We start from the raw sequence: 21,210 nt of genomic DNA on the forward strand, positions 1-21,210 counted from the left end.
TCCGGGCGCTGATAGGCGTTGGCGGCGTACGCCGAGCTGGACGACCGGGACCGACGTTCGTTCTTCGTGATGCTGCGCGACGACTTCGGGGTCAGCGCCGAGGCGATCGAGCAGGCGTACGCCGCGTGGGCGCGGGATCGCTCCGCGACCGCCGAGGCCGCCCTGTTCGAGGTGGTCGAACCGCGGCGGCAGGAGTTGCTGCGCCGGCTGAACTCGGCCACCGGCGGGACGGCGCGGCTGGTCCGGATGCGCGCCGATCTGCTCACGGCGATCGGCGCCGACCCGAGCCTGGCCGCAGTGGACGTGGACTTCGCGCACCTGTTCCGATCATGGTTCAACCGCGGCTTCCTCGCCATGCGTCGGATCGACTGGACCAGTTCGGCGGCCCTGCTCGAGTTGATCATGAACTATGAGACCGTGCACCCGATGACCGGCTGGGCGGACCTGCGCCGCCGGATGGAGCCCGCCGACCACCGGCTGTACGCCTTCTTCCACCCGGCCACCGGCAAGGAGCCGCTGATCTTCGTCGAGGTGGCGCTCACTGACCACGTGCCCGGGACGATCGCCGAGGTGCTGACCGCACCGGTCCCGGATCGGCCGGTGCCCGCCGACACCGCGGTGTTCTATTCGATCAACAACACCCTGGCCGGGCTGCGGCGCGTGAACTTCGGCAACTTCTTGATCAAACAGGTGGTCGCCGACCTGTCCGCCGAGCTGCTGGAGCTGCACACCTTCGTCACCCTCTCGCCGGCGCCGGGGTTCGCGGCCTGGCTGGCCGGCAGCGCGGAGCCGCGCGACCGTGAGCTGGTCGATCGGCTGGGCGCGGACTGGGTGAACGATCCCGGGCTGGTCGACGACCTTCGACCGGCGGTCGAGGCGGCCGCGGCCCGCTATTTCGTCACCGCCCGCGACCACCGGGGTCGCCCGGTGGACCCGGTGGCCCGCTTCCATCTCGGCAACGGGGCGGCGGTGTGGCGGACCAACTGGCCGGCCGACCGGGCGCCCGGGGCGCTGCGCCGGGCTTACGGGCTCATGGTCAACTACCGCTACGAACCCGACCACATCGAGGCCAACCACGAGGCGTACGTGCGCGACGGCGTCATTGCGCACCATCCCGACATCGCCGCGCAACTCACCCGGGAAAGGGAAGAACGATGACCACGATCCACAGCCGCTTCCTCGAATCCGCCGAGGCCCACCCGGACAAGGTGCTGTTCTCCCGGCCCGCTGACACCGACCTCACCTACGCCGACAGCCGCGCCCTGGTCGAGCGGTTCGCGGGCACACTGCACGAGCTGGGCGTACGCCCCGGCGACCGGGTCGCCGCCCAGGTGGACAAGAGCCCCGAGGCGATCTGCCTCTATCTGGCCACCCTGCAGGTCGGCGGGGTGTTCCTGCCGCTGAACACCGCCTACACCGCCGCCGAGTTGGACTATTTCCTGGGCGACGCCACGCCTCGGGTGTTCGTCTGTCGGCCCGAGGACCGGTCCCTGAGCTTGTCGAAGGGACATCAGGCCGGTGATTCACTCGCGGTGGAGAGCCTCGGCGCCAACGGCGACGGGACGCTCGCCGAGCGCGCCGCGCACGTGACCCCGCGTACCGACGTGGCGGCCCGCGACGACTCCGACCCGGCCGCGATCCTCTACACCTCGGGCACCACGGGCCGGTCCAAGGGTGCGGTGCTCACCCACGGCAACCTCACCTCCAACTGCGCGGCGCTGCTGGAGTGCTGGCGGTTCACCGGCGAGGACCGACTGATCCACGCGCTGCCCATCTTCCACACCCACGGGCTGTTCGTGGCCGGCAACATGACCCTGGCCGCCGGCGCGACGATGATCTTCCTGAGCCGCTTCGACGCCGAGCAGGTGATCGACCTGATGGCCGAGGCCACCGTGCTGATGGGCGTACCGACCTTCTATACCCGGCTGTTGGCCAGCGAGCGGTTGTCGGCCGAGGCGACGGCCGGGATGCGGCTGTTCGTGGCCGGTTCGGCGCCGCTGCTGGCCGAGGACCACAAGGCGTTCACCGAGCGCACCGGCCACGCGATCCTGGAGCGCTACGGGATGACCGAGACCGGGATGATCACCTCCAACCCCTACGACGGCGAGCGCAGGCCCGGCGCGGTCGGGATGCCCCTGCCCGGGGTCGAGATCCGGATCACCGACCGCGAGTCCGGAACCGAGTTGCCGCCGGGCGAGGTCGGCCTGATCGAGGTGCGCGGGCCGAACGTGTTCTCCGGCTACTGGCGGCTGCCGGAGAAGACCGCCCAGGAGTTCCGCGCCGACGGGTTCTTCATCACCGGCGACCTCGGCCAGATCGGGCCCGACGGCTATCTGCGGATCGTCGGGCGGGACAAGGACCTGGTCATCTCCGGCGGCTACAACGTGTATCCCAAGGAGATCGAGGCGGCCATCGACCAGCTGCCCGGGGTGCTGGAGAGCGCCGTGATCGGCGTACCCCATCCCGATCTGGGCGAAGGCGTGACCGCGGTCGTGGTGCCGAAGCCGGGCGAGCGGGTGGAGCCGGAGCGCATCGTGGCCGAGCTGGCCGGCAGCCTGGCCCGCTACAAGCAGCCAAAGCGCGTGCTGCTCGTCGACGAGCTGCCGCGCAATGTGATGGGCAAGGTGCAGAAGGCGGAACTGCGCAACCGGTACGCCGACCTCTACCGCTGATCCGGTGGATTCGACTGGTTCGGCAGGCGGATCGGGGAATAACCCCACTGTTCCCTGAGTTGAGTCAGGTGTACTCAACTTTGGCTTGCGTGAGTTTGGCTCAAGGTACATAGTTGAGTGCGAGCGGCTCAATCGACAAGTTGAGCCCCACAGACTCATAAGCAACCCGCACTGGAGGAAATACACATGGCTCGTGCAGTCGGTATCGACCTGGGCACCACCAACTCCGTCGTCGCCGTCCTCGAGGGCGGCGAACCCACCGTCATCCCCAACGCCGAGGGCGCGCGTACCACGCCGTCGGTCGTCGCCTTCGCCAAGGGCGGCGAGGTCCTGGTCGGCGAGGTCGCCAAGCGCCAGGCCGTCACCAACGTCGACCGCACCATCCGCTCGGTCAAGCGCCACATGGGCACCGACTGGAGCGTCGACATCGATGGCAAGAAGTACACCCCGCAGGAGATCAGCGCCCGCGTGCTGATGAAGCTGAAGCGCGACGCCGAGGCCTACCTGGGTGAGCCGGTCACCAACGCGGTGATCACGGTTCCGGCGTACTTCTCCGACTCCGAGCGTCAGGCCACCAAGGAAGCCGGCGAGATCGCCGGCATGACCGTCGACCGGATCGTCAACGAGCCGACCGCGGCCGCGCTGGCGTACGGTCTGGACAAGGACGACTCCGATCAGGTCGTGCTCGTGTTCGACCTCGGCGGCGGCACCTTCGACGTCTCGCTGATGGACATCGGTCACGACGGCGGCAAGTCGTTCTTCGAGGTGAAGGCCACCAACGGCGACAACAAGCTCGGTGGCGACGACTGGGACAACCGGATCGTCGAGTGGCTGGTCACCCAGTTCAAGAACAAGAACGGCGTCGACCTGGGCAAGGACAAGATCGCCAAGCAGCGCCTCGCCGAGGCCGCCGAGAAGGCGAAGATCGAGCTGTCCTCCGCCTCGGAGACCAGCATCAATCTGCCCTACATCACCCTGGGCGAGTCCGGTCCGCTGCACCTGGAGGAGAAGCTGACCCGCTCGGAGTTCCAGAAGATGACCTCCGACCTGCTGGATCGCTGCCGCGCCCCGTTCAACGCGGTGATCAAGGACGCCAACATCTCCGTCGGTGAGATCAACCACGTCGTGCTCGTCGGTGGCTCCACCCGGATGCCGGCCGTGGCCGACCTGGTCAAGGAGTTGACCGGCGGCAAGGAGCCGCACAAGGGCGTCAACCCCGACGAGGTCGTGGCCCTGGGCGCCAGCCTGCAGGCCGGCGTGCTCAAGGGCGAGGTCAAGGACGTGCTGCTGCTCGACGTCACCCCGCTGTCGCTGGGCATCGAGACCAAGGGCGGCGTGATGACCAAGATCATCGAGCGCAACACCACCATCCCGACCAAGTCGAGCGAGGTGTTCACCACCGCCGAGGACAACCAGCCCGAGGTGATGATTCAGGTCTATCAGGGTGAGCGTGACTTCGCCCGCGACAACAAGTCGCTCGGGAACTTCTCGCTGACCGGGATCATGCCGGCTCCGCGTGGCGTACCGCAGATCGAGGTCGGTTTCGACATCGACGCCAACGGTATCGTGCACGTGAACGCCAAGGACCTGGCCACGGGCAAGGAGCAGTCGATGACCGTCACCGGCGGGTCGGCCCTGAACAAGGACGACATCGACCGGATGGTCAAGGACGCCGAGGCGCACGCCGAGGAGGATCGCAAGCGGCGCGAGGCCGTCGACGTGCGCAACGAGGCCGACTCGCTCGCCTTCCGCACCGAGAAGCTGATCTCGGAGAACGGTGACAAGCTCGGTGACGACGTCAAGGCGCCGGTGGAGGAGTCCCTGAAGAGCCTCAAGGAGGTCCTCGAGGACGAGAACGCCGAGACCGAGAAGCTGAAGAGCGCGATGGAGGACCTGAACACCAAGGCTGCGGCCATGGGGCAGGCCATGTACGCCCAGGCCGCGGCCGCCCAGCAGGGCGGCGAGGGTCAGGCCTCGGAGGGTTCGACGGGCTCGGAGTCCGGCTCCGGCACTGACGACGACGTTGTCGACGCCGAGATCGTGGACGATGAGAAGGACAATAGCGACAAGAAGTGACCCGATGACCGGGACGGCGGCTTCGTACGCTGGCTGAGCGCCAGATCGAAGCCGCCGGCCCGGTCCGGCACCTCGTCCCAGGGACACCGTCCCAGAACCGACCGAGAGCACCAGGAGAAGACGTGGAACCGACGCACGGAAACACCGAGCCGGGCGCACCGAGCGGGGAAGACCTCGACCCGGCAGCCGCCCGGACCGTACCGACCGACGCCATGCACGGCGCCCCGAAGCGGGCGGCCGACGACCCCGCCGTCGACGCCACCGACGAGCAGGCGGCCGCGGACCAGGCGCAGCCTGAGCCCGATCCGCGGATCGCCGAGCTCGAGCAGGCGTATGAGGAGCGCACCAACGACCTGAAGCGGCTGCAGGCCGAGTATGTGAACTACAAGCGCCGGGTGGACCGGGACCGGGATCTGGCCCGGGTCGCGGGGGTCGAGGCCGTGGTCGCCGACCTGCTGCCGGTGCTCGATGACCTGCGCACCGCCCGCCAGCACGAGGAGCTCAGCGGTGGGTTCAAGCTGCTCGCCGAGGAGCTGGAGAAGGTCGCCGGCAAATACGGCCTGGAGGCGTACGGCGCCAAGGACGAGCCGTTCGACCCGCAGCTGCACGACGCGCTGATGCAGGCACCGGTGCCCGGTTCGGGCGAACCGACCCTGCTCGACGTGATGCAGGTCGGCTACCGGCTGAAGGGCCGCGTGCTGCGTCCCGCACGGGTCGCCGTGGGCATGCCCACCGGCGAGTCCGACGCCGGCTGAGCGAGCGCATCCCGTTGGCTGAGCGAGCGCAGCGAGTCGAAGCCAGCATCCGCCGGCCGAGCGAGTCGAAGTCACCCCACCCACGCTAAGGAAGATCGATGAGCACCAAGGACTGGATCGAGAAGGACTACTACAAGGTCCTTGGCGTGCCCAAGGACGCGAAGCCGGAGGACATCAAGAAGGCGTTCCGCAAGATCGCCCGCGAGAACCATCCGGACCAGAACCCGGACAACGCGGCCGCGGAGAAGCGGTTCAAGGAAGCGTCCGAGGCCAACTCCATCCTGTCGGATCCGAAGAAGCGCAAGGAATACGACGACGCGCGCAAACTCTTCGGTGGTGGCGGATTCCGTTTCCCCGGTGGGGGCAGCGGGCGTGGTGGCGCGCAGACCGCGGAAGACCTACTCCGGCAGGCGCAGGGAGGGGCCGGTGACTTCGGCGACATCGTCGGCGGGCTGTTCAACGGCCGTACCGGGCGGACCAGCACCGGCGGCCGCGGCCCGCGCCGCGGCACCGACGTCGAGGGTGAGGTGACCCTGGACTTCGTCGACGCCGTGGCCGGCAAGACGGTACCGATCCAGATGGTGTCCAGCGACGCCTGCGGATCCTGCCACGGCACCGGCGTCCGCTCGGGCACTTTGCCGAAGTTGTGCCCCACCTGTCGGGGCTCGGGCATGACCACCTCCACCTCCGGTGGCGTGTTCGCGGTCAGCGAGCCCTGCCGGGACTGCCGCGGACGCGGCCTGGTGGTCGAGGATCCCTGCCCGGTGTGCAACGGCTCGGGGCGGGCCAAGTCGACCCGGACCATGCAGGTGCGGATCCCCGCGGGCGTCACCGACGGCCAGCGGATCCGGATCAAGGGCAAGGGCGGCGACGGCGAGAACGGCGGCGCCGCCGGCGACCTCTACGTGATCGTGCACGTCCGCCCGCACCCGGTCTTCGGCCGCAGCGGGGACAACCTCACCATCACGGTGCCGATCACCTTCACCGAGGCTGCGCTGGGCGCCCAGATCTCGGTGCCGACCCTGAACGGCCCTGCGGTTCGGCTGAAGATTCCTGCTGGTACGCCGAACGGGCGCACCTTCCGCGCCCGCGGCAAGGGAGTCACCCGCAAGGACGGCACCCCGGCGGACCTGCTGGTCACCGTCGAGGTCGTGGTGCCCCAGAGCCTGTCCGAGGACGCCAGGAGCGCGCTGCAGGCGTACGCCTCGGCGGCCACCGAACCTGACCCGCGGGCCGGGCTGGGTGTCTGATGCCTCGGGCCAGCGGTTCGGGAGACCGGGGGCGTACGCCCGGCGACGGCCTGCAGGTCGTCGACCGGGACGCCCCGATCTTCGTGATCTCGGTGGCCGCCAAGCTGGCCGGGATGCACCCGCAGACCCTGCGCAGCTATGACCGGATGGGTCTGGTGCAGCCCCGGCGGACCTCCGGGCGGGGCCGGCGCTATTCGCCGCGAGACGTGGCCAAGCTCAGGTTGATTCAGCGACTCAGCCAGGACGAGGGGATCAACCTGCAGGGGATCCGCCGGATCCTCGAGCTGGAGGCCGAGCTGGAGGAGCTCCGCGAGCACGCCGCCGAGCTGGGTGAGCTGCTGCGGATGGCGCACGCGGCCCCCGCCGGATCGCGCATCTTCACCGCAGACAAGGCCGGAGGCGTACGCCTCACCCCCACCGGTCAGCGGTACTTCCGTCAGACCCCCCGCGCCCTCGGCCGCTGATCGTTCATCGATGGGCCTCGAGGATCGGATCGCGCCCGGCCTGGCGCTGACCACCATGACCACTGACACCACCTCCGCGGTGATGCTATCCGGCCGGGCTCAGGCGGGTTGGTAGCTGCAGGTCGGATCCTCGGCCAGGTGGTCGCCGGTGACGGCGTACCCGTGGCTGCGCGAGCCGCCGCACACCTCCCGGAACTCGCACCGCCCGCACCGTCCGCACCGTCCGCCGAAGTCGGCCGGGCGCCGCATTTCCCGCAGGGCCGGAGAATCCCGATAGATCGAGCGCAGGCCGGAGTCGGTCACGTTGCCGCAGTGGAAGGGCAGGAAGCCCGACACGTTGTCGCGGGTCACCGTCGAATTGGCCTGCGTCCGGAATCCGTTCCCTCGCACGATTTCCGCGGCCCTTATCGTGGTGTCGAAGGGCGCGGTCATAAGGTATTGTTTGCCCGGAGAAGCGGTATGAAAAATCGACCCTCCGGTGACGTCGGACCTGCAGTCTCCTTGAACCACCCTCGGTGAACCCAGTCCCACTGGGTTTGATCATGGACCCCTTTCGGAGACTGCAGGTCAGACGCCACGGGGTTCCCCTCGACATTCCGCCCGGCTCCGCCGCGCTGCGCCACTCGGGGAGCGTGGCGCCGGCGAGTGCGCAAGACTGGCGGGATGCAGTGGCCTCGAACAGTCATCTGGTGGCACGTCTATCCGCTCGGGTTCACCGGCGCGCCGATCCGCGAGGGCGCGGCCCGGGAGTCCGGCCCGCAGCACCGGCTCGAGCACCTGCTCGGCTGGCTCGACCACGTCGTCGAGCTGGGCACCAACGGGCTGCTGCTGGGACCCGTGTTCGCCTCCGACACCCACGGCTACGACACCCTCGACCACTTCCGGATCGACCCGCGCCTCGGTGACGACGCCGACTTCGACGCGCTGGCCGCCGGCTGTCGCGAGCGGGGCATCCGCCTGGTGCTGGACGGGGTGTTCAACCACGTCGCCCGCGGATTCGGCCACGAGGACTGGTGGCGCCGCTCGCCGGAGGGGCACCCGTGGTTCTTCGAGGGGCACGACACCCTGGTCGAATTCGACCATCACAAACCCGAGGTCCGGGCGTACACAGTCGAGGTGATGAACCACTGGCTGGACCGCGGCGCCGACGGCTGGCGGCTCGACGCGGCGTACGCCGTCGACCCGGCGTTCTGGGCCGCGGTGCTGCCCGAGGTGCGGGAGCGCCACCCCGAGGCGTGGTTCCTCGGCGAGGTGATCCACGGCGACTACCCCGACCTGGTCCGCCGCTCCACCCTGGACTCGCTCACCCAGTATGAGCTGTGGAAGGCGACCTGGAGCTCGCTGTCGGATCAGAACTTCTTCGAGCTCGACTGGACCCTACGCCGCAACAACGAGCTGCTCGACACCTTCTGGCCACAGACGTTCGTCGGCAACCACGACGTGACCCGGATCGCCAGCCGGGTCGGCAAGGACGGTGCAGCGCTGGCGGCCGCCGTGCTGTGCACGGTGCCGGGCATCCCGTCGATCTACTACGGTGACGAGTTCGGTTACACCGGGGAGAAGTTCGACCGGGCCGGTGGCGACGATCAGGTACGCCCGGTCTTCCCCGCCTCGCCCGCCGACATCTCCGCGCTCGGCCGGGATCTGTTCGCCTGGTACCAGCAGCTGATCGGCCTGCGCCGGCGCCACCCGTGGCTGGTCGACACCCCGATCGAGGTGCGCGAGCTGGAGAACACCCGGATCCGTTACGCCGCCGGGGCCGACGGCCAGGAGGTGGTGACCGAGCTGGACGTCGCCGCCGGCACGGTGCGGATCGGCAGCAGCGACGGGGAGGAACTGCACTGGCCGTAGCACTCGGAGATACCCTGCACTGGTGAGTGACAACACCCGCCGGATCGAGGAGTCGATCCATACCGACTTCACCAGCGAGATGAGCTACGGCTCCTATCTGCAGCTGCCGACCCTGCTCGCGGCCCAGCAACCGGTCAGCGACCCGGTGCACCACGACGAGATGCTGTTCATCATCCAGCACCAGACCTCCGAGCTGTGGTTGAAGTTGATGCTGCACGAGGTCACCTCGGCGATGGAGCTGCTGGCCGATGACGAGATGCGGGTCTCGCTGAAGCGGATCGCCCGGGTCAAGCACATCCAACGCACGCTCACCGATCAGTGGTCGGTGCTCGCCACCCTCACCCCCAGCGAGTACGCCGAGTTCCGCAGTTTCCTCGGCCACGCCTCGGGCTTCCAGTCCTGGCAGTACCGGGCCGTGGAATTCGCACTGGGCAACAAGAACGAGGGGATGCTGAAGGTGCACCGCGCCGACCCCGAGGCGTACGCCCTGCTGGGGAGACTGCTCGAGCGACCCAGCCTCTATGACGAGTTCCTGCGCTGTCTGGCGCGACGCGGGTACGCCATCCCCAACGCCGTGCTGGACCGCGACGTGCGTCGGGCGCACGTCAGCAACCCCGAGCTGACGAAGGTGTTCGCCGACATCTATTCCCACGCTCACGAGCATTGGGACGTCTATGAGGCGTGCGAGGAGCTGGTCGATCTGGAGGACAACTTCCAGCTGTGGCGGTTCCGGCACCTGAAGACCGTGCAGCGCACGATCGGGATGAAGACCGGGACCGGCGGCTCCTCGGGAGTCGGCTTCCTGCAGCGGGCGCTCGAGCTGACCTTCTTTCCTGAGCTGTTCGCGGTCCGCACCGAGGTGGGGACGTGAGTCGACAGGCGCTGATGCAGCGCGCCCACGAGCTGGACGCGGCAGATCCGCTGGCCGAGTGCCGGGACCTGTTCGTGCCCGCCCGCTCCGGCACCGACGTCGTGAAAGCCTATCTGGACGGGAATTCCCTCGGCCGGCCGTTGAAGGCGACCCGGCAGCGGTTGATCGACCTGGTCGACGGCGCCTGGGGGACCCGGTTGATCCGCTCCTGGGACGAACAGTGGATGGAGCTCCCGTTCGCCCTCGGCGACGAGCTCGCCCGGGTGTGTCTGGGGGCGGCTGCCGGGCAGACCTGCTTCGCCGATTCGACCACGGTCCTGCTCTACAAGCTGTTGCGCGCCGCGGTCGACGCCGCCCCCTGGGGGCGCAGCAGAATTGTCGTGGACACGCAGAACTTCCCGACCGACCGTTACGTGGCCGAGGCGGTGGCCGCCGAGCGCGGGCACGAGCTGGTGTGGATCGAGGCGGATCCCGCCGGCGCGGCGACCGCCGAGCAGGTGGCCGAGGTGGTCGACGAGCGCACCTCGGTGGTGCTGCTGTCGCACGTGGCCTACAAGTCCGCCCAGATCGCCGACCTGCCGCGGATCACCGAGGTGGTGCACGCCGCCGGGTCGGTGGTGCTGTGGGACCTGTGCCATTCGGTCGGGGTGGTTCCTATCGAGCTGGATCGGAACCAGGTCGACCTGGCCGTCGGCTGCAGCTACAAATACCTCAACGGCGGGCCGGGGGCACCGGCGTTCGCCTATGTGGCGCAGCGGCACCAGGGTCGGTTGCGGCAGCCGATCCAGGGCTGGATGGGGCACGCCCGCCCGTTCGAGATGGGCCCGGGTTTCGAAGCCAGCCAGGGAATGCGCGGGTTCATCTCCGGTACGCCACCGGTGCTGGCGATGGTCGGGATCGCCGACACGATCGAGCTGATCGACCGGTTCTCCCTGGCGGAGATCCGGCGGAAGTCGGTCGAGCTGACCAGCTTCGTGGTGGCCGCGACCGACTCGGGGCTGTCGGGGGAGGGCGTACGCCTGGTCTCCCCGCGCGATCCCGGCGTACGCGGCGGCCACGTCACCCTGGCCCACCCGCGCAGCCGGCAGGTGTACACCCAGCTGTGGGCCGAGGGGATCATCCCCGACTTCCGCGAGCCGGACGGGATCCGGCTCGGGCTGGCGCCGCTGAGCACCTCCTTCGTCGAGGTGGCGTACGCCCTCTCCCGGATCGCCGAACTGGTGGACCAGCACTGAGTCGACCCGTCACAATGGGGCATGGCCGGTTGGCTGAGCGGGGTCGGCGAGCGGGAGGTCCTGGAGGACCCGGGGGTGTGGCTGGTGCCCTCTGCGCGCTGGTTGGCGCCGGTGTTCCTCGGGCTGGTCGGGCTGGTCGCGCTGGTGCTGCTGGGGGCCGGGGTGTGGCCCTATCTGCGGCCGGTGCACCTGCACCCCAATCGGTTGACCGATCTCTATCGCCCGCCGCTGGACCTGGCCGGGCACACCTGGCAGGCGGCCGGGCGCAGCGACGCAGACCTCTCCCAGATCCGCTTCTGTCGCTACCTGATTCCGACGGCACTGGCGGGGCACAGCGGGGCGATCGCGATGGGTACGCCGGCAGCGGGCGCGCAGGCGTACACGCTCACCTATCCGGATCCCGAGCAGGCGCGGGTCGCCGGCGACCGACTGGACCGGGGGATGCTCGCCTGCCCGACGCGGAGCGGGCGCTGGGTGGGCGGGGCCGTGCACGAACGCCGTGGGGCGACGGTCAGCCGCTACCAGCTGGAGGGAGTGCCGACGCAGCCGCAGTTCGCGTTTACCGTGCGCTACGCCAACACGGTCGCGGTGATCATCTCCCGGGCCGACGCCGACCCCGACCAGCTGGTCAGGAGCTATCGATCGCGGGTGGCCGAGGTGTCCCGGCTCGATTGATCCCGCCTATCCCCGGGATCGGAAAGTTCGATCTACGCCGTCTTTCAAATTGGGCAGATTCGATATAGAGTCTTGATCAGAGTTCGAGTCACAGATCCAAGGAACGGAGACACAATGTCGCTCGTAAACACCAAGATCCTCCCCTTCCAGACCACCGCCTTCAAGAACGGCGAGTTCGTCGAGGTTTCCGACACCGACGTGCTGGGCAAGTGGGCCATCTTCTTCTTCTATCCGGCCGACTTCACCTTCGTCTGCCCGACCGAGCTGGGCGACCTGGCCGACCACTACGAGGAGCTGCAGAAGCTCGGCGTCGAGGTCTATTCCGTCTCCACCGACACCCACTTCGTGCACAAGGCGTGGCACGACGCGTCGGACACCATCGGCAAGATCAACTACTACATGCTGGGCGACGCCTCCGGCGTGATCACCAACAACTTCGACACCATGCGCGAGGGCGCCGGTCTCGCCGACCGCTCCACCTTCCTGGTCGACCCGGACGGCATCATCCAGGTCACCGAGACCACCTGCGAGGGTGTCGGCCGCAACGCCGCCGAGCTGCTGCGCAAGGTGAAGGCCGCGCAGTATGTCCGCAACCACCCGGGCGAGGTCTGCCCCGCCAAGTGGGAAGAGGCCGAGGGCGAGACCCTGAAGCCGGGCATCGACCTGGTCGGCAAGATCTGATCCGACTCTGAAACAACCCGTGACGGCGGGTGCCTGCCACCCGGTGGGTGCCCGCCGTCCGCGTTCCCACCCCCGACTCCGCCCGCATCTTCTGCACCCGTTCGACAAACCACCGCATCGCCGCGTCACCATCAGGAGGAATCGTGCTCGACAAGGAGCTTCTGGACCAGCTCAAGGGCTATCTGGAGCGCATCACCGAACCCATCGTGCTGGCCAGCTCGCTCGACGAGCGTCCCAAGTCGGTCGAGATGAAGCAGATGCTGGACGAGATCGCGTCCTGCTCCGACCTGGTGACCCACGAGCAGCGTGACGACAACGAGCGGCGCCCCTCGTTCGCGATCGAGCGTCCCGGTTCCGACATCTCGGTACGCTTCGCCGGGCTGCCGCTGGGACATGAGTTCACCTCGCTCGTGCTGGCGATGCTGCAGGTGGGCGGCGTACCGGTGAAGGCCGACGAGTCGGTTCTTGAAGCAGCAAAGGCGATCCAGGGCGAGCACGAGTTCGTCACCTACATGTCGCTCACCTGCCAGAACTGCCCGACCGTGGTGCAGGCGCTCAACGCGCTCGCGGTGCTGAACCCGAACATCAAGCACACCGCCGTCGAGGGGTCGTTGTTCACCGACGAGGTGGAACAGCGCCGCATCCTCGCCGTGCCGACGGTCTATCAGAACGACGAGGAGTTCGCCGCCGGCCGGATGGACATCGCCGACTTCGTCACCAAGCTGTCCGAGGGCGGCATCTCCACCGAGGCGCTCAGCGAGAAGGACCCCTATGAGGTGCTGGTGCTCGGCGGCGGGCCCGCCGGCGCCGCCGCGGCCATCTATGCCGCGCGCAAGGGGATTCGCACCGGCCTGGCCGCCCCGAACGTCGGCGGCCAGACCCTGGACACCATGTCGATCGAAAACTTCGTGTCGGTCCCCTACACCGAGGGCCCGAAGTTTGCCGCCGGTCTCGAGGAGCACCTGGGGCAGTATGACATCGACCTGATGAAGAACGTCTCCGCGACCCGGTTGGTGCCGGGTGTCGAGGGTGAGTTGCACACCGTCGAGCTGGAGGGTGGCGGCACGCTGCGGGCGCGCACCATCGTGCTGGCGACCGGCGCGCGGTGGCGTACGCTCGGCGTCCCCGGTGAGCAGGAATATCGCAACAAGGGCGTCTCCTTCTGCCCGCACTGCGACGGGCCGCTGTTCAAGGGCAAGCCGATCGCCGTCGTCGGCGGCGGCAACTCCGGGATCGAGGCCGCGATCGACCTGGCCGGGGTGACCGAAAAGGTAACCCTGGTTGAGTTCCTCGACGAGCTGCGCTGCGACGACGTGCTGCTGAAGAAGTTCCGCAGCATGCCGAACACCGACATCATCACCGGTGCCCGCACCACCGAGGTGACCGGCGACGGCAGCGAGCTGCAGAAGCTCGTGTACGAGGATCGGGCGTCGGAGCAGGTGCGCGAGCTCGAGGTCAACGGTGTGTTCGTGCAGATCGGCCTGCTGCCCAACACCGAGTGGCTCAAGGACAGCGGACTCGAGCTGTCGGACCGGCACGAGGTCGTCGTCGACGAGCGAGGGGTGACCAACCTCCGCGGCATCTTCGGCGCCGGCGACTGCACCACGGTGCCGTTCAAGCAGATCATCGTCGCCGAGGGCGCCGGTGCGACCGCCGCGCTGTCGGCGTTCGACCACCTGATCCGCACCTCAGCCCCTGACGCCCCGGCGCAGGGCGAGCGGGAGGCCGTGAACGCGTGAACCTCCGCGACCTGGAGTATCTGGTGGCCCTGGCGGAACACCGGCACTTCGGGCGCGCGGCGGCGGCGTGCTTCGCCAGCCAGCCGACGCTGTCGACCCAGCTGCGCAAACTGGAGTCGGAGCTCGGGGTCGAGCTGATCGAGCGGGGCGCCCGGCAGGTCTTCTTCACCGCCGCCGGTGAAGAGGTGGTACGCCGGGCGCGCCGCATCCTCGCCGAGGCCGATGACATCCGCGGGATCGCCCGCCAGCTGAAGGATCCGCACGCCGGCACGATCCGGCTCGGAATCTTTCCGACCCTGGCGCCCTATCTATTGCCGCACGTCGTCGGACCGCTCGCCGAACACTTCCCCGAGCTGGAAGTGCTGCTGGTGGAGGAAAAGAGCGAGGTGCTGCTCGAACAGCTGCGCGCCGGAACCCTCGACGCGGCGGTGCTGGCGCTGCCGGTCGAGGAGGAGGGGCTGCACGCCGAACCGCTGTTCCGGGAGGACTTCGTGCTCGCCGCACCGGCCGCGCACCGGCTGGCCGAATCGCCGAAACCGTTGCGCAGCAGGGATCTGGCCGGGGAGGACCTGCTGCTGCTCACCGACGGACACTGCCTGCGCGATCAGGCGCTGGCGGTCTGTCGGGTGGCCGGCGCGGGGGAGCGCTCGGGGTTTCGGGCGACCAGCCTGGAAACCCTGCGGCACATGGTCGCCTCCGGGGTCGGGGTCACCCTGCTGCCGCGGCTGGCCGCCTCGCCCCCGGTGTCGCCCAACCCCGCGATCGTGCTGCGCGAGTTCTCCGATCCGGCGCCGCACCGCGACGTGGCCCTGCTCTGGCGCCCGGCCAGCCCGTTCCGCGACCTGCTGCCCCAGGTGGCGGCGGTGCTCCGCGCCCTCCCCGACGGCGTGGTCCACCCCCTTCCCCAGGCCGGCTGAGCCTGTCGAAGCCACCCATGAGGTTCACCCCGCTTACCGAAGATCACCTCGCGTACCGAAGTTCACCTCGCGTGATGCCGGCAACGCGCGAGGTGACGTTGACCACGCGGAGTGGCGTTCGGTACGCGAGGTGGGCCTGCACAGGCATGGTTCGCCGACCCACCCTGCGTACGCCTCAGCCCCTGGGCCCCTGCCGCCGATCCGCCACCGCCTCATAGGTCGCCTGCAGCGCGGCCTGGCTGGCGTCGAACCGCCGCTGGGCCAGCCCGACGAACAAACAGTCAACCACCGTCAACTGGGCCAGCCGGGACGCGGTCGCACCGGAGCGGAAGTTGGTTTCGCGGGCGGCGGTGTAGAGGACGTGATCGGCGACCTCGGTGATCGGCGACCGCGGTACGTTCGTCACGGCCACGGTGGTCGCCCCGCGTTTCGCCGACAGGGCCAGCGCCTCGACCGTGTCGAAGGTGGTGCCCCGGTGACTGAACCCGATCGCCACGTCGCCGGGGTGGAGCAGCGCCGCCGAGGTGAGCCCCAGGTGCACGTCGGTGAACGCCATCGCGGTCACCCCGATCCGCAGCAGCTTCTGCTGCAGGTCGTGCGCGACCACCCCTGAGGCGCCGACCCCGTGCAGGTCGATCCGCCGCGCCTTGTCCATCGCGGTCACCACCGCGGCCACGACCGGCACCGAGAGCGTCGCGACGGTGTCCTTCACCGCCTGCACGTCGGCGGCGGCGATCTTGTGGATGACCGACATCAGGTCGTCCCCGGCGGCGATGTCCCCCTCCGGCTCCGGGCGGTCGAACTGGCGTACCGCCACCTCGGAGGCCAGCGCCAACCGCAACTCCCGATAGCCCGAATAGCCGAGCTCGTGGGCCAGGCGTACCACCGTCGACTGGGAGGTGCCGGCCGCGCTCGCCAACTCGGAGATGGTCCGCCCGGCGGCCGCCGCGGGGTCGGAGAGGATCAGATCCGCGACCTCACGCAGCGCCGGATGCAGCGACGGCAACCGTGCCTGCATACCCACCGTGACCAAGGTCCCGTTCATGATCAACCCCTAGGTTCCATGATCATCCAGTTTTTCGTGCCGCGTCGCGGAGCCGCTGCACGGCGGTCCTGATCCCGGTTGGGTCACCCGGGCGATCAGCTGCCGCGGGGCAGGCGGCGAGCGCCTCGCGCGCCGCCGCGACCGGCACATCGGCCAGCAGTGCGGTGAGCGCCAACCGTACCTCTCCGCCGGCCTGTGCCAGCACCTCGGCGCAACGCTGCTCGTCGGCACCGCTGCCCTGGACCAGCATCCGCACCGACCGGGCCCGCAACTTCTCGTTGGTCGGCATCATGTCGATCATCAGGTTGGAATACACCTTGCCCAGCCGCACCATCGCCGCGGTGGACAACGAGTTCAAGATCATCTTCTGGGCGCTGGCCGCCTTCATCCGCGTGGATCCGGTGATCACCTCGGGCCCGGTGTCGGCGAGCACGGCGACGTCGGCGTGCTCCGCCAACGGCGCGTTCGGGTTGGCGGCGATAAGCACCGTGGGCAGGCCCCGCTCGCGGGCGGCGGCGAGCGCCCCGCCGACATACGGCGTACGCCCGCTGGCGGCGAGCCCGATCACCAGGTCGTTGGGGCCGGCCTCGGCGACGGCGGCCGCCCCCGCCTCGGGGTCGTCCTCGGCGCCCTCGACCGCCAGCGACATGGCGCCCGGTCCGCCGGCCAGGTGGGCGGTGAACTTGTCGTCGCCGACCCGATAGGTGGGCAGCAGCTCGACCGCGTCCAGCACGCCCATCCGGCCCGAAGTGCCCGAGCCGACGTAGTGGATCCGGCCCCCGGCCGACAGCGCGGCGACCGCCAGGTCGACGGCGCGGGCGATCTGCGGGCCGACCGCGCTGACCGCCGCAGCGACCGTCTCGTCCTCGGCGAGGATGCTCCGCACCACCTCCTCGGTCGGCTTCGTGTCCAGGTCGATCGAACGCGGGTTCACCTGCTCGGTGCTCCAGGTCAGCGGGGTGTTCGTCATGGGCGTTCCTCCGTGGGGGTGCTCGTCAGGGCGGGCTGATCGGCGAGAACCTCGATCGCCGCCAGAACATTGGGCGGGGCGCTGCCGTGGCTGCACACCAGGCGTACGCCCTCGGGTGCGGCCGCGGCGACCCCGGTGTGCAGCACCACCGGATCGGGGTGTCGCTCGCGCAGCTGCTGCAGCGCCGCGACGTCGGCGGCCTCAGCGCCGGGCCAGATCACCAGCAGCGAGCGGTTCGGGTCGGCGTACGCCGGGTCGTCGTGCAGGCTCAGCCCGGGCCAGCGCTCGCGCAGGGCTCCGACCAGCACCGCCCCGGTGTCCCCGGCCGCCAGGTTGTACCGGCGCCGCAGGTCGATCACCACCGGATCACCGCTCAGCCGCGGCGCCCCCCGGGTGACGATCGCCCGCCGTGCCACCTCCAACCCGAGACGTTGGCTGAGCTTGTGTTGGCTGAGCTTGTCGAAGCCACCCTCAGGTTGGCTGAGCTTGTCGAAGCCACCCTCACGCCGATGCAACCGCCGATTCCGCGCCGCCGACTCACGCAACGCCTCCGCCGACAACCGCCCCGACGCCACGGCCGCCTCGATCGCCGCCTCGGCCTCCAGCAGCGCCTGTTCGGGCTCGCGGTGCTGCGGGGCGTCCAGGCAGAGCAGGTCCGCCCCCGCCTCGAGAGCCCGTACGCACGCCTCACCCAGCGGCATCCGGTCGCTGATCGCCCGCATGCCCAGCGCGTCGGTGATGATCGCCCCGGTGAACCCGGCGGCGCGCAGCCGCTCGGTCGACCAGGCGGAGATGGAGGCCGGCTCGGGCCCGAGCGCCGGTACCACCACGTGCGCGGTCATCACCGAGTCGACCCCGGCCGCGGCGAACGGCGCCTCGTCGCGACGGGCGAGCACCTCGGCCGGGACGTCGACCACCGCATCGCCCGCGTGGCTGTCGCTGCGGGTGTCCCCGTGCCCGGGATAGTGCTTGCCGCAGCTGGCGACCCCGGCCGCGGCCAGGCCTTCGGCGTACGCCCTGCCGTGCCGGGAGACCAGGTCGGGATCGGCGCCGAACGAGCGGACGCCGATCACCGGGTTCTCCGGCTCGCTCGCGACGTCGAGCATCGGCGCCAGGTCGAGGTCGATCCCGGCCTCGGCGACCAGCCGGCCGAGCAGCTCGGCGCAACGGCGGGTCAGCTCCGGGTCGTCGACGGCGCCGAGGGCGGCGGGGGTGGGAAAGCTGGAACCGGTCCGCGCCTGCAGCCGGGTGACGTCGCCGCCCTCTTCGTCGACGGCGATCACCAGATCGGCGCGGTGGGAGCGGAGTTCGTCGGTCAGCGCGCGGGTGGCGGCCGGGTCGGGGGTGTTCTCGGCGAACAGGATCACCCCGGCCAGACCGTCCCGGATCCGACTCGCGAGCCACTGCGGGACGGCGGCACCGGAAACACCGGAAAGCAGTACGCCGAGCGCCGTGCCCATCGGAGTCTCCTTGCGTGGAACCTAGTTCTCTCTATGTGGGGGTGAAAGAGAAGTTAGCACTGTGATGGAATCCTCGGAAGCACCGGCCGATATCAGTATCGGCTTGTGGCAGCGGAAAGGGGTGTTGGCGTGGCGGTCATGCTGGGGGTCGATCTGGGCGGCTCGTCCATCCGGGCCGTGCTCACCGACGGAGCCGGAGCCCTGCTGGGGCAGGGCCGCGCGGCCGGTGGCAACCTGCGCAGCTCGGTCGGTGATCCGGTCGGAAACCTGGCCGCGGCCGTGCGCGCGGCGCTCGACGGGGCGGGTCTGGGCGGCGACGCCGTGGCTGCCGCTGCGATCGGTGCCGCCGGGGCTGCCGAGGCGCGCGGGGCGGAGGTGGCCGAGATGCTCGGTCGTGGTCTGGGGAGTGCCGGAATCGCGGTGCCGGCGCGGGTGGTGCCGGACACCGAGATCGCCTATCGCGCCGTCGCCGCGCACGGGGACGGTGTGCTGCTGCTGGCCGGGACTGGCGCGATCGCGGTACGCCACCGCGACTGGGTGACCGCCTCGCGCTGCGACGGGCTGGGCTGGCTGCTCGGTGATCTTGGTTCGGGGGCGTGGCTCGGGCTGGCGGCGCTGCGCGCGGTGGCCGCTGACCTTGACGGTCGGGGGCCGGCGACCTCGCTCACCCCGGCGCTGCTGGCGCACCTGGGAGTGACCGCGGCCGACCCGCGGCAGGGGCTGATCCGGGCGGTGGATCCGCTGCGGGCGGCCCAGTTCGCCGCGCTGACGCCCTTGGTCGCCGAGCACGCGGATGACGAGGTGGTCGCCGACCTGCTGGACGAGGCGGCGGACCTGCTCTGGTACACCGTTCGCACGCTCGGGCTGTCCAACTCCGAGGAGCTGGTGCTGGCCGGGGGATTGCTGGCGGGCGGCCCGGTCCGTGAGCGGATCGATCGTCGGTGGCCGGGCGTACGTCATGCCCACCAGCCGGTGGTGGGCGCCTGCGCGCTGGCGGCCGCCGCCGTCGGCGTACGCCTGGACCGCCACGCACTGACCGAGGCGCTCGGCTGACCCTCGGCCGGGTCCCGACCCACGGCACGGTGAGGTCACGGCCGTTTGCGCGAAGCGGCGCGGTGCGGGTGAGGATGGTGTTTTTGGCTGCGAGAGAACTGTTGTGAACTGTGACTGATACCAAGAACGAATCGCCCCCGAACCCTCGTCGGGCCAGCCCGCCCAGATGGGTGCGCCCGGTCGCCCGCTGTGGCCGGTGTTCATTCCCGTCCGTCGGCTGGTATGCGGAAGCGCTCAACGACCAACCTTCGCCCCCTGATGCGGCTCCGGAGGCGGCCGTGACCAGGAACCGGAGCGACCTGCGCTGATGTTTGGTACGCGGTAGCGGGAGCCGGGCTCAGCCCACGATCCCGGCGGCGCGCAGCGCCTCGACCTGGCTGCGGTGGAACTCACGCACCACCGGCTTGTTGGCGAACAACTGGTCGAACCCGTGGAACGCGCCGGGCACGATCTCCAGCGCACACGGCACCCCCGCCGCGCGCAGCCGTTCGGCGTACGAGACGTCCTCGTCGTGAAAGAGGTCGAGCGAGCCCACGCCGATCCACGCCGGCGGCAGCCCGGAGAGGTCTTCGGTGCGGGAGGGGACTGCGTACGCGGGCACCACGGCTGAACCGGGTTCCGCCCGGAGGTAGGTCTTCCAGCCGAGGCGGTTGTTGCTCGGTGTCCACATCCGCATGCTGCCGGCGTCCACGTCCGTGCGAGTGACGGTGCGGTCGTCCAGCATCGGGTACACCAGCAGCTGGAACGCGACCGGGATCTCGCCCCGGTCCCGGGCGTACTGGGCCAGGGCGGCGGCGATACCGCCCCCCGCGCTCGCCCCGCCGACCGCCAGTCGGGATGGGTCGACGCCGAGGTCCGCGGCGCGCCGGTGCAGGTGCATCAGCCCGGCGTACACGTCTTCGACCGAGGCCGGCGCGGGCGCGTCGACGCCCAACCGGTATCGGGCTGCGGCCACGACGATGCCGAGCTCGCGGACCAGCTGGACGTTGCTGCGCTCGTCCTGCTCCGGTGAGCCGAGCAGGTGGCCGCCGCCGTGAATCCACAACAGCGCGGGTACCGGCCCGGGGGCGGCAGTTGGTCGCAGCACTCGCAGGGACACGTTCTCGTTCACCCGCTCGTCCTCGACGGTGACATCCGGCCCGGGAGGCCGGGTGGGCACCCTGAACCGGCGCGTCAGGCCGGTCATCCGCGACCCATACGGAATCGGGGGGATCCATCGCGCCATCGCGAGATCGGGATGGAACGGTGGGGGAACCCGCTGTTTGAGGTCCACGAGGGATCCGGTTCCGGCCAGCCTGATCAGTGCCTTCTTCAGATGGTCACGGTTGAACTTCGTGATGCGCGGTGGCATCGCCATGGTGAGTCCCCTTGGTCACGTCGGTCAGATCCGACACCACTTGTCGGTCAGATCCGACACCGCTTGGGCCTGATCTCGGTCGTCTCTGTCGATGAGCTTCGACACCGCTTCTGGGGCTCAGCCGCGCTGGACTGCCTGC

Annotated in this window: 19 protein-coding genes; 14 read left to right on the top strand and 5 right to left on the bottom strand. The window is 69.7% G+C overall.

All coding sequences use genetic code 11. The annotated features are described in order from the left end of the window. Window positions 1–18: 18 nt before the first annotated feature. The 6 genes from CGZ93_RS14915 to CGZ93_RS14940 all read left to right on the top strand — a co-directional run bounded on the left by CGZ93_RS14915 (window position 19) and on the right by CGZ93_RS14940 (window position 7,217). Entirely contained in the window at window positions 19–1,158 is a 1,140-nt protein-coding gene (locus CGZ93_RS14915; protein WP_094364935.1) for a malonyl-CoA decarboxylase domain-containing protein, read from the top strand. Next, window positions 1,155–2,672 carry a malonate--CoA ligase gene (locus tag CGZ93_RS14920; RefSeq protein WP_094364936.1) on the top strand — a complete coding sequence of 506 codons (1,518 nt, stop codon included), beginning with the start codon at window positions 1,155–1,157 and terminating at the stop codon, window positions 2,670–2,672. The genes CGZ93_RS14915 and CGZ93_RS14920 overlap by 4 nt, the downstream gene beginning before the upstream one ends. A 186-nt stretch (window positions 2,673–2,858) precedes the next feature. Continuing rightward, the gene (dnaK, locus tag CGZ93_RS14925) at window positions 2,859–4,748 is read left to right on the top strand and encodes a molecular chaperone DnaK (RefSeq protein WP_094364937.1); all 1,890 of its coding nucleotides are present in this window, start codon (window positions 2,859–2,861) and stop codon (window positions 4,746–4,748) included. Between the two features lie 122 nt (window positions 4,749–4,870). Next, window positions 4,871–5,503, top strand: coding sequence for a nucleotide exchange factor GrpE (locus CGZ93_RS14930; RefSeq protein WP_229117483.1), 633 nt, complete (start codon window positions 4,871–4,873; stop codon window positions 5,501–5,503). Between the two features lie 98 nt (window positions 5,504–5,601). Continuing rightward, window positions 5,602–6,753 (top strand): molecular chaperone DnaJ, encoded by a 1,152-nt coding sequence (gene dnaJ, locus CGZ93_RS14935; protein ID WP_094364938.1) that lies wholly within the window; start codon window positions 5,602–5,604, stop codon window positions 6,751–6,753. Then, window positions 6,753–7,217 carry a heat shock protein transcriptional repressor HspR gene (locus CGZ93_RS14940; RefSeq protein WP_094364939.1) on the top strand — a complete coding sequence of 155 codons (465 nt, stop codon included), beginning with the start codon at window positions 6,753–6,755 and terminating at the stop codon, window positions 7,215–7,217. The genes dnaJ and CGZ93_RS14940 overlap by 1 nt, the downstream gene beginning before the upstream one ends. 99 nt (window positions 7,218–7,316) lie before the next feature. Here the strand turns inward: CGZ93_RS14940 and CGZ93_RS14945 are convergent, their stop codons facing one another. Next, window positions 7,317–7,568, bottom strand: coding sequence for a hypothetical protein (locus tag CGZ93_RS14945; protein ID WP_229117484.1), 252 nt, complete (start codon window positions 7,566–7,568; stop codon window positions 7,317–7,319). Between the two features lie 312 nt (window positions 7,569–7,880). On the opposite strand from CGZ93_RS14945, the gene CGZ93_RS14950 reads away from it, so the two are divergent. The 7 genes from CGZ93_RS14950 to CGZ93_RS14980 all read left to right on the top strand — a co-directional run bounded on the left by CGZ93_RS14950 (window position 7,881) and on the right by CGZ93_RS14980 (window position 15,186). Then, window positions 7,881–9,068 carry an alpha-amylase family protein gene (locus CGZ93_RS14950; RefSeq protein ID WP_094364940.1) on the top strand — a complete coding sequence of 396 codons (1,188 nt, stop codon included), beginning with the start codon at window positions 7,881–7,883 and terminating at the stop codon, window positions 9,066–9,068. A 22-nt stretch (window positions 9,069–9,090) separates the two neighbouring features. After that, complete coding sequence (gene kynA, locus CGZ93_RS14955) at window positions 9,091–9,939, top strand: tryptophan 2,3-dioxygenase (protein WP_229117485.1); 849 nt, start codon at window positions 9,091–9,093, stop codon at window positions 9,937–9,939. Continuing rightward, window positions 9,936–11,174: a kynureninase gene (kynU, locus tag CGZ93_RS14960; RefSeq protein WP_229117486.1), complete on the top strand. Its 1,239-nt coding sequence runs from the start codon at window positions 9,936–9,938 to the stop codon at window positions 11,172–11,174. Before kynA ends, kynU begins: the two co-directional genes overlap by 4 nt. 21 nt (window positions 11,175–11,195) lie before the next feature. Then, window positions 11,196–11,849, top strand: coding sequence for a hypothetical protein (locus CGZ93_RS14965; protein WP_094364942.1), 654 nt, complete (start codon window positions 11,196–11,198; stop codon window positions 11,847–11,849). Between the two features lie 114 nt (window positions 11,850–11,963). Further along, window positions 11,964–12,530 (top strand): alkyl hydroperoxide reductase subunit C, encoded by a 567-nt coding sequence (ahpC, locus tag CGZ93_RS14970; protein WP_094364943.1) that lies wholly within the window; start codon window positions 11,964–11,966, stop codon window positions 12,528–12,530. Between the two features lie 143 nt (window positions 12,531–12,673). Continuing rightward, window positions 12,674–14,269 carry an alkyl hydroperoxide reductase subunit F gene (gene ahpF / locus CGZ93_RS14975; protein WP_094364944.1) on the top strand — a complete coding sequence of 532 codons (1,596 nt, stop codon included), beginning with the start codon at window positions 12,674–12,676 and terminating at the stop codon, window positions 14,267–14,269. Further along, entirely contained in the window at window positions 14,266–15,186 is a 921-nt protein-coding gene (locus tag CGZ93_RS14980) for a LysR substrate-binding domain-containing protein (RefSeq protein ID WP_094364945.1), read from the top strand. Before ahpF ends, CGZ93_RS14980 begins: the two co-directional genes overlap by 4 nt. A 175-nt stretch (window positions 15,187–15,361) precedes the next feature. Here CGZ93_RS14980 and CGZ93_RS14985 read toward each other — a convergent pair whose 3' ends face one another. From CGZ93_RS14985 to CGZ93_RS14995, 3 genes are read right to left on the bottom strand one after another with little or no spacing between them, the layout of a single operon-like run. Beyond that, window positions 15,362–16,231, bottom strand: coding sequence for a MurR/RpiR family transcriptional regulator (locus tag CGZ93_RS14985; protein WP_094364946.1), 870 nt, complete (start codon window positions 16,229–16,231; stop codon window positions 15,362–15,364). Window positions 16,232–16,253: 22 nt separating this feature from the next. After that, window positions 16,254–17,201, bottom strand: a complete 948-nt coding sequence (locus CGZ93_RS14990; protein WP_094364947.1) for an N-acetylmuramic acid 6-phosphate etherase — start codon at window positions 17,199–17,201, stop codon at window positions 16,254–16,256. Continuing rightward, window positions 17,198–18,661: a glycoside hydrolase family 3 protein gene (locus CGZ93_RS14995; protein ID WP_094364948.1), complete on the bottom strand. Its 1,464-nt coding sequence runs from the start codon at window positions 18,659–18,661 to the stop codon at window positions 17,198–17,200. The genes CGZ93_RS14990 and CGZ93_RS14995 overlap by 4 nt, the downstream gene beginning before the upstream one ends. 138 nt (window positions 18,662–18,799) lie before the next feature. On the opposite strand from CGZ93_RS14995, the gene CGZ93_RS15000 reads away from it, so the two are divergent. Further along, window positions 18,800–19,714 carry an N-acetylglucosamine kinase gene (locus CGZ93_RS15000; protein ID WP_229117491.1) on the top strand — a complete coding sequence of 305 codons (915 nt, stop codon included), beginning with the start codon at window positions 18,800–18,802 and terminating at the stop codon, window positions 19,712–19,714. A gap of 337 nt (window positions 19,715–20,051) precedes the next feature. Here CGZ93_RS15000 and CGZ93_RS15005 read toward each other — a convergent pair whose 3' ends face one another. Next, complete coding sequence (locus CGZ93_RS15005; protein ID WP_229117487.1) at window positions 20,052–21,071, bottom strand: alpha/beta hydrolase fold domain-containing protein; 1,020 nt, start codon at window positions 21,069–21,071, stop codon at window positions 20,052–20,054. Window positions 21,072–21,210 lie beyond the last annotated feature (139 nt).

The sequence above is a fragment of the Enemella dayhoffiae genome (assembly GCF_002250625.1).
Taxonomy (GTDB): Bacteria; Actinomycetota; Actinomycetes; order Propionibacteriales; family Propionibacteriaceae; genus Enemella; species Enemella dayhoffiae.